The organism is Bradyrhizobium sp. 160 (assembly GCF_023073735.1).
Lineage (GTDB): Bacteria > Pseudomonadota > Alphaproteobacteria > Rhizobiales > Xanthobacteraceae > Bradyrhizobium.
In genome coordinates this window covers 40795-55790 of sequence record NZ_JADPKD010000005.1, presented here as the reverse complement: position 1 = coordinate 55790, position 14996 = coordinate 40795, and the positions used below count along the sequence as shown (strand labels likewise).

Below are 14996 nucleotides of genomic sequence, written 5' to 3'. Positions count from 1 at the left end.
TGCTTTCGCGGCCTATCCTGCCTAATCAGGACATCGACCGCAGCGGTGACGGCACTGACCGATCCGCATTGGAACGCCTCTGAACAGCCGTTGTCAGTCATGTCCCAACGTCCGCCCGCGCCGCCATCGCTTCAGGAATTGCGCAAGGAGATCGACGCGATCGACGAGGGCATGCATCGCCTCCTGATGCAGCGCGGCGACATCATCCACCGCCTGATCGAGGTGAAGCAGACCCAGGAGGTCGGCTCCGCATTCCGGCCGGCGCGCGAGGCCGCCATGATGCGCGACCTCGTCCAGCGTCATCGCGGCATCCTGCCGCTCGACACGGTCGAGAGCATCTGGCGCGTCATCATCTCGACCTTCACCTATGTGCAGGCGCCGTTCTCCGTGCATGCCGACATCTCGGTGAGCGAGCCGGCGATGCGCGATTCCGCGCGCTTCCATTTCGGCTTCACCGTGCCCTACATCGCGCATTTCAGCGCGCAGGCCGCGGTCGAGGCGGTGGCGAAGTCGAAGGGCGACCTGGCGCTGGTCTCGGCGACCTCGAGCCGCACGCCGTGGTGGCTGGAGCTGGAAGAGACCGGCGCGCCCAAGATCATCGCGCGGATGCCGTTCGTCGAGCGCGCCGACCATCCGGCTGCACTGCCGGTGTTCGCGATCTCGCGCGTCGCCGACAGCGCGCTGGTGACTGAGGTCGAGACCTTCAGCGTGCGCGTATCGGGCTGGAACGCCGAGGTCGCGCGCGCCCTGTCGCCGCTTGCCGAAATCGTGGCGGTGCCCGATACCGCCTTCGACGGCGCCGCCCTGCTGGTCTCGGTCACGAGCGCGACCAGCATCGACAAGATCAGGGCTGCCCTGATCGAGGCGGGGGCCTCGGTGCGCTCCACGGCCCTCGTCGGCAGCCACGCAACGCGCTATACGGTGCCCCCGACCGGGCCGAAATCGTAAGTCGCGAGCCGTCCCGCCAATCCGGAGTTGAAGATGTCCCGCCCCGTGCCGAATCCCGGCATTCTCGATATTGCGCCCTACACGCCCGGCAAGAGCCCGGTGCCGGAGCCGGGCCGCAAGGTGTTCAAGCTCTCGGCCAACGAGACGCCGTTCGGGCCCTCGCCGAAGGCGATCGAGGCGTTCAAGCGCGTGGCGGATCATCTGGAGGATTATCCGGAAGGCACCTCGCGCGTGCTGCGCGAAGCGATCGGCCGCAGCTTCGGCCTCGACCCCAACCGCATCATCTGCGGCGCCGGCTCCGATGAGATCCTCAATCTGCTCGCGCACACTTATCTCAGCCAGGGCGACGAGGCGATCTCGACCACCCACGGCTTCCTGGTCTACCCGATCGCGACCATGGCGAACGGGGCCAAGAACGTGGTGGCGCCCGAAACCAACTTCACCGCCGACGTCGACGCCATCCTCGAGGCCGTGACACCGCGGACAAAACTGGTCTGGCTCGCCAATCCCAACAACCCGACCGGCACCTATCTGCCGTTCGATGAGGTCAAGCGCCTGCGCGCCGGCCTGCCCTCGCAGGTGCTGCTGGTGCTGGACGCCGCCTATTGCGACTACGTCTCGCGCAACGATTACGAGATGGGAATCGAGCTCGTCGCCACCACCGAGAACACGGTGGTAACGCACACCTTCTCCAAGATCCACGGACTTGCGGCGCTGCGCATCGGCTGGATGTTCGGCCCCGAGCACATCATCGACGCAGTCAACCGCATCCGCGGTCCCTTCAACGTGTCGACGCCGGCGATGTATGCCGCGGTCGCCGCGATCGAGGACACCGCGCACCAGGCGATGTCGAAGCAGTTCACCGAGACCTGGCGCAACCGGCTGACCGAGGAGATCGGCAAGATCGGGCTGAAGGTGACGCCGAGCGTCGCCAATTTCGTGCTGATCCACTTCCCGACCGACAAGGGCAAGACCGCGGATGATGCCGACGCCTTCCTCACCGAGCGGGGCCTGGTGCTGCGCGCGCTGAAGAATTACGGCCTGCCGCATGCGCTGCGCATGACTATCGGCACCGAGGAGGCCAACCGCCTCGTGGTCGAGGCCTTGCGCGACTTCATGGGCGGCAAATGAGCGCGCAGGCGCACTTCCAGCGCGTCGCGCTGATCGGCTTTGGCCTGATCGGCGGCTCGATCGCGCGCGCTGCGAAGCTCCAGGGCTTGGTGAGTGAGATCGTCACCACCGCGCGCTCGGAAAAGACGCGCGCGCGGGTCGCCGAGCTCGGCATCGTCGACCACGTCGTGGCGACCAACGCGGAAGCGGTGAAGGATGCCGATCTCGTCATCCTCTGCATTCCCGTCGGCGCCTGTGGCGAGGTCGCGCGGGAGATCGCCGCGCATCTCAAGCCGGGTGCAATCATCTCCGACGTCGGCTCGGTCAAGGGCGCGGTGGTCAGGGACATGGCCCCGCATCTGCCGCAGGGCGTTCATTTCGTGCCGGCGCATCCGGTCGCGGGCACCGAGCATTCCGGTCCGGATTCGGGCTTTGCCGAGCTCTTCATCAACCGCTGGTGCATCCTCACGCCACCGGAAGGCGTCGATGCTGCTGCCACCGATCGCCTGCGCGCGTTCTGGGCGGCGATGGGCGCCAAGGTCGAAATCATGACGCCGGATCATCATGATCTCGTGCTCGCGATCACCAGCCATCTGCCGCATCTGATCGCCTACACCATCGTCGGCACGGCCGACGAGCTGGCGCAGGTGACGGAATCCGAGGTGATCAAATTCTCCGCCGGCGGCTTTCGCGATTTCACCCGGATCGCCGCGTCCGACCCGACGATGTGGCGCGACGTCTTCCTCGCCAACAAGGAGGCCGTGCTGGAGATGCTCGGCACCTTCACCGAGGACCTCGCCAAGCTCACCCGCGCGATCCGCCGCGGCGACGGCGAAGCTCTGTTCGACCACTTCACCCGCACCCGCGCCATCCGCCGCGGCATCGTCGAGATCGGCCAGGATTCGGCCGCGCCCGATTTCGGCCGGCCGCACGCTGCGCTGAAGAAGCCGTAACTTCACTCCCGTCATTCCGGGGCGCGCGAAGCGCGAACCCGGAATCTCGAGATTGCGGCTCGAGATTCCGGGTTCATTCGCTTCGCAAATGCTCCGGAATGACGGCGAGTCAATACAGCGGCGGGATCTGGCCGACCTTGACCGGACCGAGCAGCACGGCGCCGTCGACGAATTTCAGCGGAAAGCTTCTCGCCTTCTTGCCCTCGAGCGTGCTCTCGGTGCCGATCGAATTGATGCCGGCGGCGACGCCGGCATTGGCGTTCTGCTTGATGACCTTGCCGAGCCCCGGAACGGCGCGGTCGAGCGCGCCGAAGAGATTGTTGAGATCCTGCGACTTCACGCCGGGCGCGACGCGGTCGAGCGTTGCCTGCGGTACGCCCTCCTCCAGTATCTTGTCGATGCCGAGCGCCGGGATCACGCGCTCGAGGCCCGTCACCGTCATCTGCAATTCGCCGTCGAGCCGGCCAGTGGCCGAGAGGCCGAGCGTGCCGGCCGCAACCGCGATCATCTCGCCCTGCTGGATCCGCGACTGCACGATCTCGATATGGCCGCCGGCGGCCTGGATCTCGCGGAAGCGCTGCGGCCAGGGTTTTGGCGTGACGTCGGTGAGGCCGGTGACCTTCGCGCGCGTGTCGGCCTCGAACGGCTCGGCGAGCAAGGGATGAACGCCCTGGATGCTGCCCTGCGCGACATGGAGCACCGTCTCGATGACCGGATGATCGGGCGACGATCCGTCCGCGAGGCGGCCGTGCAGCTCGACCTGCTTGGCGCGCGCGAGCGGCACCGGCACGCTGCCGTCGAGACGGTTGAGGCCGGGATCGTCGAACACGATGGAGGCGCGATCCGGCACGGCCGGCAGACCCACCACGCTAGCGCGGCCCTTGCTCCAGTTCACCACGAAGGTGTTTTGCGTGACGCCGTCAGTCAGCGTCGCCGGCGCGGAGAACTCGGCGATGACGAGCTTGGGGTCGTAGACCTGGGCGACGACCAGGATGTTGTCGAGCTTGGCCGTAAACGGCGTCTTGCTCGCATTCTGCGACACCAGGGCGACGCTGGCGCCGGAGCACTGGACCTCGAAGCGGAACGGGAATCCCGCGATCGAGCGCTTGGCGCAATCATAGATGCGTCCGGATTTGGCCTCCTGCGCGCGCCAGGCGTCTGCGGCAATTTCGGCCTGCGACGCCGCGTAGAACCAGAAACAGCTCCAGGCGACCGCGAGGACCAGGACGAGAACGGGTGCGATGAAAAGGCCCCAACGGGAGCGACGGCCTGTGGCAACGGTCATATTGGACATGCGGCGACCCTTTGACCCCAGATTCAGGCAAATGTAAGCGAGGTCCGCCCCCGACGAAAGGCGGAGAATCCGCTTCGCTTGGGGGCACCGTTCTGCTAAAGCGCGGCGCGATTTGGAAAAATCGTCATCGCGCTTTAGCTCCTTGTTCGAGCATGATCTTTTCGGAAAACCGCTTCACACTTTTCCGGATCATGCTTTAGCCGTGCCCGAAATGTCGGAAATCACCCTCCCCTCCGTCACCACCGCCAACGGCGACCTCTGGGTGTTCGGCTACGGCTCGCTGATGTGGCGGCCGGGGTTCGAATTCGAGGAGCGCGTCCCGGCGCGGCTGGTCGGCGAGCATCGCGCGCTCTGCGTCTATTCCTTCGTGCACCGCGGCACGCCGGAGAAGCCCGGCCTGGTGCTCGGGCTCGACCGCGGCGGCGCCTGCCGCGGCATCGCCTTCCGCGTCGCCGAGAAGAACCGCAGCGAGGTCGTCGCCTATTTGCGGGCACGCGAGCAGGTCACCTCGGTCTACCGCGAGGTGATGCGCTCGGTATGGCTGGAGAACGATGCGCGGCAGCGCGTCTCCGCACTCACTTATGTCGTGGACCGCGGTCATGTCCAATATGCCGGCCGGCTCTCGCTCACCGAGCAGCACCGCCATGTCATCCAGGGCCATGGCCAGTCCGGCGCCAATCGCGACTACGTCACCGCGACGGTGAAAGCGATCGAAGCCGAAGGCTTTCGCGACACGCAGCTGCACCAGCTTGCGACGATGCTGCACGGCGATGCGCATTCCCTGCACGCGCCGGCGCCGACCGAAGATCGCGAGAACCGCTAACTGTCCGACCGCGCGTAGCTCGGCGCGGAGCCGATCAAGTGCTCCTGCTCTTTCCGGCCGGCTTCGACGAGACGGTCGGTCGCGTCTTCGATCGCCGTCTGCACGCGCGCGAGAAACTCGTCCTTCGGCAGGCCCGACGGCAGTGGATCGAGGAATTCCACCACCAGCGTGCCGGGATAGCGCATGAAGGTGCGACGCGGCCAGAACAGGCCGGAATTGAGCGCGACCGGCAGGCACTGCACGCCGCAGGAGGAGTAGATCTGCGCAAACCCTGTCTTGTAGGCGGGGGCAGCGCCCGGCGCGCGGCGCGTGCCTTCCGGAAAGATCACGAGCTGACGGCCGCCGCGCACGGCCTCGCGCGCCCGCCGTGTCATGTCCAGCAGCGCTTTCACGCCGGCATTGCGGTCGATCGCGATCATGCCGGTCTTGACCAGGAATTGACCAAAGACCGGGATCTGCATGAGCTGGCGCTTGAGGATGAAGATCGGGTGCTCGAAAAAGCCGGGCAGCACGAACGTCTCCCAGAACGACTGGTGCTTTGCCACGACCAGCAACGGTCCCTGCGGGATCTTCTCGACCCCGCGGAATTCCACCTTGATGTTGCAGATCACGCGCATCAGGATCAGCGTCGCCTTCGCCCACCATTCCGCGACCGTCAGCATGGCGCGCGGCGGCAATGCGAAGGTCGGCAGCGCCACGATCGCCAGGCACACCAGCACGGCGTAGAACAGCACGTTGAACACGAGCGAGCGCAGGAAAATCAGGAACATCGACGATCCGATCAATTGCCGGTCAATTGGCCTGTGCTGTGGCGGGCCGCTTCGGCTGCACGCCCACAGGCTGCTCCGACACTTCGGGCGAAAGGTCAATCCCGAAATTCTCCAGCCGCACCCTGAGCTCGGCCGCGACGTACTTGGCGTATTCCGACAGCAGCAGCCGCAACGTCGGCGCCGAAGTCCACCACGGCTCCTCGCGCCATTTGTCCCCGACCACCGCGAACGGGATCAATGTGGTCTGCGGCATCGCATGGGAGAATTCCACCAGCGCGCGGGGCATGTGATAGTTCGAGGTGACCACGATCAGCGATTTGAACTGGCGCCCCTCGGCCCAGCGCCGCGCCTCCGCCGCATTGCCGCGGGTCGAGAGCGCGGTGCGGTCGAGGTCGACGCAACAGGACATGAAGGAGTGGTTCTCCGGCAGGGTGCGGGAGATGTCGCTCGCCGTCGAAGTCGGATGCACGCCCGAGATCAGGAGCCTCCTGCCGTAGCCGGCAGCGAGCAGCTCCATCGCGTCCGACACCCGGGAGGAGCCGCCGGTCAGCACCACGATGCCGTCCGCCTTGCGATCCGGCACCATCTCGGCGCCGCGCAATTGCGACAGGAACGCAACGAAGCCTGCTGCCGCGCCGATGAAGGCAAGCGCGATCGTCGACACGATTGCCGCGCGCAGCCAGCCGCGCGGCAGTTTTGGCGATCGATCGTCGGTCGGCGAGGTCATGCGATGTCGGTGATCCCTTCCCAGAGGTGATTTTAAGACGTTTTGAGGCGAAGTGGAGTCTGGTTTCTTTACCCTCTCCCCTTGTGGGAGAGGGTGGCTCGCCGCGAAGCGGCGAGACGGGTGAGGGGTCTGTCTCCGCACATTCGGCCTCGACGTTCGTGCGCGCGGACAGATACCCCTCATCCGGCGCTTCGCGCCACCTTCTCCCACAAGGGGAGAAGGGAAGCAGCGAGTCAGTCGCGAGTATGTCGTCCAACTCTATCACCCAACACTCAATCGATATCATTCAGCGTCGCGAACAGCGTCTGGCGGGAGGCGACCGCGGTGATGGCGCCGATCAGCACCGCCTGGACCGCGAGCACGATGTAGCCGGATGGCCGCAGCGAGAAGGTGCCGAGCAGCGCGGCGAACTGATCGCCGACAGGGGTGCCGGAGAACCAGCCCGCGATCGACTCGGAGAAGCCGAACACCAGCATGGCGGCGCCGCCCCCGATCACGCCGCCCTCCAGGCCCAGCCTGAGGAAGTGGCGCAGGAAGCGGTTGGCGATGTAACGGTCGCCGGCGCCGACGAAATGCAGGACCTCGACGATCGGGCGGTTCGCCGCCATGGCGCCGCGGGTCGCGAACGAGACCGAGATGATGGTGGCGATGATGACGAGGGCGAGAATGCCGATGCCGGCGAGCACGGTGGCGTTGGTCATCGAGCGCATGCGCTCGATCCAGGCGCGGTGATCGTCGACACTCGCGCTCGGCGCCACCTGGGTGACCCGCGCGCGCAGGACGCCGAGATCGAGCGGCGTGCCCGGTTGCACGCGCGCGATGATCATGCGCGGCACCGGCAGATCGTCCATCGACAGGCCGCTGCCCAGCCAAGGCTCGAGCAGCTTGCCGCTTTCGTCCTTGCTGAACGGCTTGACCTCGACGATGCCGGCTTGCGCGCGCATCGCCTCCGTTACCGCCGCGGTGTCGCGTTCGAGATCGCGGCCAGCCTGCGGACGGACCTGGATGGTGATTTCGCTCGCGACCTCCGACTGCCATTCGGCGGCGGAAGCGCTGACCAGCAGCACCGTGCCGGTCGTCATCGAGGCGAGGAAGGTCATGATGGCGACGACGGCGACCAGCGCGCGGCCGTGGATCGAGGCACGCGGCACGATCGGCGACATGTTGCGCGCCTGGGCCGGAAGCTGCGGACGCTCCTGCCCGAGGTCAACCAGCACGCCGCGCTCGTCGGTCCTACTCATAGACGTGCAACCGTCCCTGATGCAGCACCAGGCGCCGCGCCTCGTACTGGTCCATCAGGCCGATGTCATGGGTTGCGATGATGACGGCCGTGCCTGATTTGTTGAGCTCGATGAACAGCCGCAGCAGGCGGCGGCCGAGCGTCGGGTCGACGCTGCCGGTCGGCTCGTCCGCGAGCAGCAGCTGCGGGCGCGAGATCACGGCGCGCGCGATCGCCGCGCGCTGCTTTTCGCCGCCGGACAGGATCGGCGGCAGCGCATCCATGCGGTCGCCGAGGCCGACCCAGCGCAGAAGATCGATGACCTCCTTGCGATAGCTCGACTCACTACGCCCCATGACGCGGAATGGCAGCGCGACGTTCTCATAGGTCGTCATGTGGTCGAGCAGGCGGAAATCCTGGAGCACGATGCCGATGCGCTTGCGCAGGTCGGCGATCTCGTCCTTGCCGAGCCGCGAGATATCCTCGCCGAATAGATTGACGAGGCCCCGTGTCGGCCGATGCGACAGGAACAACAGGCGCAACAGTGAGGTCTTGCCGGCGCCGGACGGTCCGGTGAGGAACTGGAAGGAATGCGCCGGGATCTGGAAGTTGAGGTCGCGCAGAACCTCCGGCCCCAGACCGTAACGCAATCCGACATTTTCGAACCGAACCAAGCTCAGCTCCGTTCGAGAGGGGGCGCGGGCCACACGGCTGCACCCTGCCATACGCGACTGACGGGTTTTGCGACCGTTATGGTTTCCGGTTCGTTAACGCTCGCCCGGTAGCATAAGGACAACCCGGTTCTTCGCGACCGTGACATCGTCAAGACCAGTCCATGCATCAAGGCTCGTCCATGCATATCGTCTGCCCTCATTGTACGACATCCTACGCCATCAAGCCTGCGAGCCTGGGTGCGAACGGCCGGACGGTGCGCTGCTCCCGTTGCAAGGAGACCTGGGTCGCCCATGCCGAGGATGCGATCGAGGAGGCGTCCGTCCCGGCCATGGCCGCGGCAAGCCAGGCCGAGGACCAGTCCGACCTCGCCGCGCAGTGGAACTCATACGCCAAGGACGATAGCACTGCCGACACTCCGGTTGTCGAAAGCCCCTCGATCGCCAGCGACTGGCCGACCGAGGACATCAAGGAGATCGAGGATGAGTGGTCGGCGGCGGCCCGGGCCGCCGAGGAGGACGTCGCCGGCGCGCAGCACCAGTCCTGGTTCCGCGGCCTATTCCGTCGCCGCGGCGCGCGGGTCAGTCGCCCGGCCGCCCCGGCGGCGTCGCCAAAATCCAATTTCGGCCTGCCGACGGCCTGCGCCGCCATGGGCGCGCTGGTGCTGGCATTGGTGATCTGGCGCGGTGACATGGTGCGGCTGCTGCCGCAGACGGCGGCGTTCTACAAGTTGGTGGGGCTCGAGGTTAATGTGAGAGGGCTGGCCTTCAAGGACGTCAAGCTATCCAGCGAGACCGTGGACGGTAAGCAGGTGCTGGTGATCGAGGGCGTGATCGTCGGAGAGGGCAAGAAGCCGCTCGACATCCCGCGCCTGCGCTTCGCCGTGCGCGACGCGCAAGGAGCGGAGATCTACGCCTGGAACACGGTGCTGGAGCAGACCGTGCTGCGGCCCGGCGAGCGCGCCTTCTTCCGCTCGCGCCTGGCCTCGCCGCCGCCGGACGGCCGCAATATCGACGTTCGCTTCTTCAACCGGCGCGACATTGCCGGTGGCAGCGTATAATCAGCCTCACAAGATCCGCGCGGGAGTTGGTCCCGAGGTTTGTCTGATGCCGAAAATCCTGATCGCCGATGACGAAGATTCGATGCGCACGCTGGTGGCGCGCGCCATCGCCATGGACGGCCACGAGACCGTCACCGCGCAAGACGGCGCCGAGGCGCTGGAGATCCTGAACCGAGAGGGCGGGGCGTTCGACCTGCTGCTCACCGACATCCAGATGCCCGTTATGGACGGAATCGCGCTCGCCCTCTCCGCCGCGCGCGATTTCCCCAACCTGACCATTCTCTTGATGACCGGCTTTGCCGATCAGCGCGAGCGCGCCTCGAACCTCAATGCGCTGGTGCATGATGTCGTGACAAAACCCTTCTCGGTCGCCGACATCCGCACCGCCGTGGCGGATGCGCTGGCAGCGAGGAAGGGGTAGCGGGCGGCATTAGCCACGCATAGCGCTGTCATGCTCCGCGAAGGCGGGCATCCAGTACGCTGCAGCCTATCGTTCGGACCACAATTGTGTCGGAATACTGGATCGCCCGCCCCAGTGCGCAAGCGCACAAGGGGGGCGATGACACCAAGTGTGAGGTCAAAAATCCTTGAGCAGGCGCTCGATATAGTCGAGCTCGATCTGCGGGCGCGAGGTATCGCCTAAGCGGCGGCGGAGCTCTTCGAGGATGCGGCGGACACGCTGGGCGTCGATCTCGCCGGGGATCTTGACGGTGTAGTCGTCGCTGAGATCGCGGCCGTGAAGCGGACGGCCCAGCGGATCGGTCTGATTGGCGCCGCTCTGCTGACGGCCGGCCCGATTGCCGGGACCATCGCCCTGCCCGTCACCGTCCCCCTGCTGCATGGCCTCGGCCATCTTCTGCGCGCCCTTGCGCAAGGCATCGAGGGCCTTGCCCTGCGAATCCACGGCGCCGTCGGCGTTGCCCTCGCCGAGCTTCGATCCGGCATCGCCCATGGCCCCGTCGGCGTCATCCAGACTGCCGTCGTCATCGCCTTGGTCGCCGTCCTGATCGCCATTCTGGCCGGGCTGGCCCTGGTCGCTTTGCTGACCCTTCTGCCCTTTCTGACTCTGACCTTTTTGTCCCTTCTGCGCGAGGCCGCGCTTGGCGAGTTCGTCCTGCAGCTTCTTCAGACGGTCGCGCAGCGCCTGCTGGTCCTGCTGGAGGTCCGACATCGACTGGTCGCCCTGCTGCTTGCCGCGCGAACGGTCGCGCCGGGAGTCCTGGCCCTGCTTGAACGTCTTGTCGCGCAATTGCTGCTGCTTGCGGATCATGTCGCTGAGCTCGTTGAGCGCCTGCTCCATGTCGCTGTCGCCGGATTGCCCGGGCTGCGCCATCTGGAGATTTTCCATGATCTGCGCGAGCTGCTCGAGCATGCGCTGGGCCGCCTCGCGGTTGCCTTCGCGCGCCGCCTTCTCGATCTGCCGCAAGAGGTCGTCCAGATCGCGCTGCGTGATGACATTGCGATCGCGGCTGGAGGATTGGCTGCGTTCCGTCGCCCGCTTGTACTCCTCCAGCTTCTGGATGGCGTCAGACTGATTGCTCAGGCTCTTGCCGGATTCCTTCTGCCTGAGGCTGTCGCCGGACTCCTGCATCGCCTTTTCGGCGCTGTCGAGCAGCGCGTCAGGATCCTGATCCAGCTGGGCAGCGACCGGCGAGACGCCGCCGAGCAGCAGGGCGACACAGGCGATCGACATCGCCTTCAAGACTGGCACGCGTGCTAGCTTCCGCATTTCCGGTCCCGCGTAAACTGGTTGGTCTTGTCGTCCCCCGTCTTGTTGGCACCGCTGCTTGCCGACTTCCGATAGGCCTGAAGCTGCTCGCGCAATGTGTCCTGCTGCTGCGCCAGCTCTGCGAGCTGCTCGGGCGTCGCATGCTGGGTCTTCTGTCGCAGCTCGATCGCCTTGTCGAGGATGAGCTGGACCTCCGCGGGGAACGGCTGCCGCGCTCCGAGCGGATTTTGCTCGGCGCGCCGCGCGAGGTCGCGCACCTTGCCGGCCATGGCCTCGCGGAGCTTTTGCGTCAGCACCCTGATCTCGTCCTCGCTGGCGCCGCGCTCCAGCGCCGCCTTGAGCGCGTCCTGCGCCGAACGCAGCGCCGCGTTGACGCTGCCGGCGACGCCGTCGTCCTCGATGGTGACCGCGAACGCCCACATGCTCGCCACCACCTCGCGCAGCGCGTCGTCGGTGCGGGCCGCCTCCAGCTGGGACGCCAGGCTGCGCAGGCCGAGATAGCAGCCGGCATCCGGCGTGAACAATTCGGGCGCGATCATCAGCGCGTCGAGCGCGGTGTAGACGTCGGAATTCCTGTTGGCGTCGAGCGCGAGGATGCGGCGCTGCTCGATCAGCGCGCGCGCGAGCGAGTTCGTGAACAGCCGTTCGGGCAGGCGCATGTTGAAGGGCTCGCTTCGCGCCTCGTTGCCGGCCTCGTCCTTGGCGGTGAGCGTCAGCGTGACCTCCGCGCCGGCATAGGGATCCTCGCTGAGGTCCTTCACCGTCTGGCCGACGCCGTTACGGGTGCGCGCGTTCGGCAGCACCAGCGGGAATTGCGGCGGCTGGAACAGCGGCCGCGCCGCGCCTTTGCCGTCGGCGTCCTTGCTGTTGTCCTTGTTATCCTTGGCGGTATCCTTGGCGCCATTCTTGCCGGCATCCTTGGCAGCATCCTTGGCGTCGGCGGGGCGCAGCGCAATGTGCGCGTCGGCACCGGTGACGCCGTAATCGTCCTCGATCTTGTAGGAGAGCTGGAGCGCGCCGCGCGCCTGCCGCTCGGGGTCCTTGGCGAGCGCGATCGTCGGCGGGCGGTCCGGCGTCGCCGTGAAGGTCCATTGCGGCTGGCCGGAGGGCGCGCGGACATGCGCGGTGCCGTCGGCGGCGATGGCAAAGTGCTTTTCGTTGGTGCCCTTGGGCGCGGCTTCCACCGGGGCGACCTCCTTGAGGCCGCCGGAGACCGCGACATCCAGACTGCCGCCGGAGGAGCGCACGATCAGGGTCGAGCCGGCCGGGACGGCAAGGGGGCTGCTGGCCGGCAATGCCGCGGCTTCCTTGTTGGCGGCCGACAGGATGACCGGCGGCTTGCCGGTGTAAAGCGGGGGCGTCACCCAAGCGTCGACGCGAACATTGGTCGGGGCCAGCACGCCATTCCAGTCAAAGGCGGCCCGGAGCCGCATCGCGCGCTCGTCGCCGGCGGCGAAGAAGGTCGCAACCAGCATTACCATGACCAGCGCACGCAGCGCCCAGGGATCGTGAAACGCGAGCCGCGGATGCGGCAGACCGGCGCGGATGCGCTTGAGCGAGGCCAGCGTGCGCTCGCGTTGCGCCTGCCACAGCGCCTTGGCGACCGGGTCTTGCGAGGTCAGCGTGTCCGTGAGTGTGGTGGCCGGGCGGTGGCGGATGCCGGAGCCACGGTCGAGCCGGCTCAGCGCCTCCTCACGGCTCGGCCAGCGAAAGCGTATCAACGGGAACAGGGTAGCAATCGCGACGCCGGCGAAGATGACAAGACCGATCGCGCGGGCGACAAACGGCAAGGACAGCCAGAGGCCAGCCCAGGACACCACCAGGAAAAGGCCGGCGACAGTCAGGAGCCGCGCCAGATTCGGCCAGGCACGCTCCCACGCGATGGCATAGGTCGCCCGATCGAGGGCCTGCGCCAGCTTCAGCCGCGACAGAGCGTCGCCCTCGCGGATCGGGTCTGACGGGTCGGGGGTGACGCCGTTCAATCAGCTCTCCAGGTTGCCCGGTAGAGAGAAGCCTACCACAACGGCAGCACTGAGGCATCCATTCCGGCACGGGAGAGACCCCTTTTCCCGCATAACACGAGGACGTGACTGGCCCGGCGCAACCCCGTAATTTCCGCGACGCCATTCCGAGGAAAAACGAAGGAAACGCCATGGACAAGAAGATGCACGACAAGGGCCTGGAAGTCCGCAAAGCGGTGCTGGGCGAGGCCTATGTCAACAACGCCCTGAAGAACGTCGACGATTTCAACCGTCCGTTCCAGGAGATGCTCAACGAATATTGCTGGGGCGCGGTGTGGGGCCGCGAGGAACTGCCGCGCAAGACCCGCAGCATGCTCAACATCGCGATGATCGCGATCCTCAACCGCCAGCACGAGTTCCGCGCGCATCTGAAGGGCGCACTGACCAACGGCGTCACCCGAGAGGAGATCCGCGAGATCCTGATGCAGGTCGCGATCTATGGCGGCATGCCGGCCGCCGTCGACAGTTTCCGCATCGCGCGCGAGGTGTTCGCAGAGATCGATGGGAAGGCGTGAGGGCAAGCCACCTCCGCCGTCATCCCGGTCAAGCGTCAGCGCAAATCTCGATCGGCGCGCGCTTGAGCCGCGCTTGTCGGGACGACTCCGAGGGTGGAGTGCGCATCTTTCATAACAACGAATAACAAACCCAAGGAAACAGCATGGACATCGGATTCATCGGGCTCGGAAACATGGGTTTCCCGATGGCGCGACGGCTGATTGAGGCCGGACACAAGCTCGTCGCGTTCGACACGCGCAAGGAGGTCGTCGACAGGCTGATGGCACGCGGCGCGACGGCTGCGACATCACCGAAGGATGTCGCCGACCAGGTCGAGACGGTGATGGCGAGCCTGCCGTCGCTGCAGGCCTCGCTCGAGGTCGCGACGGGCGCAAACGGCGTGATCGAGGGCAGGCGCGCGAAACGCTTCGTCGATCTGTCGACGGTCGGCTCGCAGATGGCTTCGAAGATTCACGGCCTGCTCGCCAAACGCAACATCGTGCAGGTCGACTGCCCCGTGTCCGGCGGGGTCGGCGGCGCCGAGAAAGGCACGCTGGCGGTGATGGTCTCAGGGCCGAAAGCCGAGTTCGAGCTGCTCAAGCCGGCGCTCGACGTGATCGGAAAGGTGTTCTTCATCGGCGAGAAGCCGGGCGCAGCGCAGACCATGAAGCTCGCCAACAATTTCCTGTCGGCCACGGCCATCGTGGCAACGTCGGAGGCCGTGGTGATGGGTGTCAAGGCCGGGCTCGATCCCGCCGTGATGATCGACGTCATCAATGCGGGCTCGGGCATGAACACGGCGAGCCGCGACAAGTTTCCGCGTTCGGTTCTGCCGCGCACCTTCGACTTCGGTTTCGCCACGGGATTGATGGTGAAGGACGTGCGGCTGGCGCTGGAGGAGATGAAGCAGCTCGGGCTATCGATGGAAGTCGCTGATGCCGTGGGACGGTTGTGGGAGACGGTGATCAGCGCGGAAGGCGCCGAGTCCGACTTCACCGCGGCAATCAAGCCGATCGAGAGGAAGGCGGGAGTTGTGGTTGAAGCGAAGGGCGGTTTGGCCGGGAAGTAGCGAAGTGCAGATCGAAGTGCAGATGCAGCACCCACTACCCGAGGGAAAGGTCTGCCGAAGATTCGTCGTTAGCAGCTTCGCGCGACACGCCCTCGGGGGTTATGGA

Annotated in this window: 15 protein-coding genes; 8 read left to right on the top strand and 7 right to left on the bottom strand. The window is 66.2% G+C overall.

The window, feature by feature from the left end:
- Positions 1–99: 99 nt before the first annotated feature.
- Genes IVA98_RS01280 through IVA98_RS01270 form a run of 3 tightly spaced genes read left to right on the top strand, consistent with a single transcriptional unit; the run spans position 100 to position 3011 of the window.
- Positions 100–948 (top strand): chorismate mutase, encoded by an 849-nt coding sequence (locus IVA98_RS01280; RefSeq protein WP_247354230.1) that lies wholly within the window; start codon positions 100–102, stop codon positions 946–948.
- 33 nt (positions 949–981) lie between these two features.
- Positions 982–2079 (top strand): histidinol-phosphate transaminase, encoded by a 1098-nt coding sequence (gene hisC, locus IVA98_RS01275; RefSeq protein WP_247336578.1) that lies wholly within the window; start codon positions 982–984, stop codon positions 2077–2079.
- Positions 2076–3011 carry a prephenate/arogenate dehydrogenase family protein gene (locus IVA98_RS01270; protein WP_247299084.1) on the top strand — a complete coding sequence of 312 codons (936 nt, stop codon included), beginning with the start codon at positions 2076–2078 and terminating at the stop codon, positions 3009–3011. Before hisC ends, IVA98_RS01270 begins: the two co-directional genes overlap by 4 nt.
- Before the next feature lie 109 nt (positions 3012–3120).
- On the opposite strand, the gene IVA98_RS01265 is transcribed toward IVA98_RS01270, so the two are convergent.
- On the bottom strand, positions 3121–4305 hold the full coding sequence (locus IVA98_RS01265; protein WP_247299082.1) for a DUF2125 domain-containing protein: 1185 nt from the start codon (positions 4303–4305) through the stop codon (positions 3121–3123).
- 211 nt (positions 4306–4516) lie between these two features.
- Here IVA98_RS01265 and IVA98_RS01260 point away from each other — a divergent pair, with 211 nt between their 5' ends.
- The gene (locus IVA98_RS01260; RefSeq protein WP_247299080.1) at positions 4517–5128 is read left to right on the top strand and encodes a gamma-glutamylcyclotransferase; all 612 of its coding nucleotides are present in this window, start codon (positions 4517–4519) and stop codon (positions 5126–5128) included.
- On the opposite strand, the gene IVA98_RS01255 is transcribed toward IVA98_RS01260, so the two are convergent.
- The 4 genes from IVA98_RS01255 to ftsE form a co-directional block, all read right to left on the bottom strand.
- Positions 5125–5898, bottom strand: coding sequence for a lysophospholipid acyltransferase family protein (locus IVA98_RS01255; RefSeq protein ID WP_247299078.1), 774 nt, complete (start codon positions 5896–5898; stop codon positions 5125–5127). The genes IVA98_RS01260 and IVA98_RS01255 overlap by 4 nt on opposite strands.
- A gap of 22 nt (positions 5899–5920) precedes the next feature.
- A complete protein-coding gene (locus tag IVA98_RS01250; RefSeq protein WP_247299076.1) occupies positions 5921–6625 on the bottom strand; it encodes a YdcF family protein in 705 nt (234 codons plus the stop codon).
- A gap of 272 nt (positions 6626–6897) precedes the next feature.
- Positions 6898–7866: a cell division protein FtsX gene (locus IVA98_RS01245; RefSeq protein WP_247299074.1), complete on the bottom strand. Its 969-nt coding sequence runs from the start codon at positions 7864–7866 to the stop codon at positions 6898–6900.
- A complete protein-coding gene (gene ftsE, locus IVA98_RS01240; protein WP_247299072.1) occupies positions 7859–8518 on the bottom strand; it encodes a cell division ATP-binding protein FtsE in 660 nt (219 codons plus the stop codon). Before ftsE ends, IVA98_RS01245 begins: the two co-directional genes overlap by 8 nt.
- A gap of 179 nt (positions 8519–8697) precedes the next feature.
- Between ftsE and IVA98_RS01235 the strand changes: the two genes are divergently transcribed.
- Entirely contained in the window at positions 8698–9576 is an 879-nt protein-coding gene (locus tag IVA98_RS01235) for an MJ0042-type zinc finger domain-containing protein (protein WP_247299496.1), read from the top strand.
- A 46-nt stretch (positions 9577–9622) separates the two neighbouring features.
- The gene (locus tag IVA98_RS01230; protein ID WP_247299070.1) at positions 9623–9997 is read left to right on the top strand and encodes a response regulator; all 375 of its coding nucleotides are present in this window, start codon (positions 9623–9625) and stop codon (positions 9995–9997) included.
- 156 nt (positions 9998–10153) lie between these two features.
- Here IVA98_RS01230 and IVA98_RS01225 read toward each other — a convergent pair whose 3' ends face one another.
- Both IVA98_RS01225 and IVA98_RS01220 read right to left on the bottom strand, forming a co-directional pair.
- Positions 10154–11305, bottom strand: a complete 1152-nt coding sequence (locus tag IVA98_RS01225) for a DUF4175 family protein (RefSeq protein ID WP_247299068.1) — start codon at positions 11303–11305, stop codon at positions 10154–10156.
- Positions 11293–13287 carry a TIGR02302 family protein gene (locus IVA98_RS01220; RefSeq protein ID WP_247299066.1) on the bottom strand — a complete coding sequence of 665 codons (1995 nt, stop codon included), beginning with the start codon at positions 13285–13287 and terminating at the stop codon, positions 11293–11295. Before IVA98_RS01220 ends, IVA98_RS01225 begins: the two co-directional genes overlap by 13 nt.
- Positions 13288–13457: 170 nt before the next feature.
- On the opposite strand from IVA98_RS01220, the gene IVA98_RS01215 reads away from it, so the two are divergent.
- Both IVA98_RS01215 and IVA98_RS01210 read left to right on the top strand, forming a co-directional pair.
- A complete protein-coding gene (locus IVA98_RS01215) occupies positions 13458–13841 on the top strand; it encodes a carboxymuconolactone decarboxylase family protein (protein WP_247299064.1) in 384 nt (127 codons plus the stop codon).
- Between the two features lie 143 nt (positions 13842–13984).
- Complete coding sequence (locus IVA98_RS01210; protein ID WP_247299063.1) at positions 13985–14890, top strand: NAD(P)-dependent oxidoreductase; 906 nt, start codon at positions 13985–13987, stop codon at positions 14888–14890.
- The last annotated feature ends 106 nt before the right edge of the window (positions 14891–14996 follow it).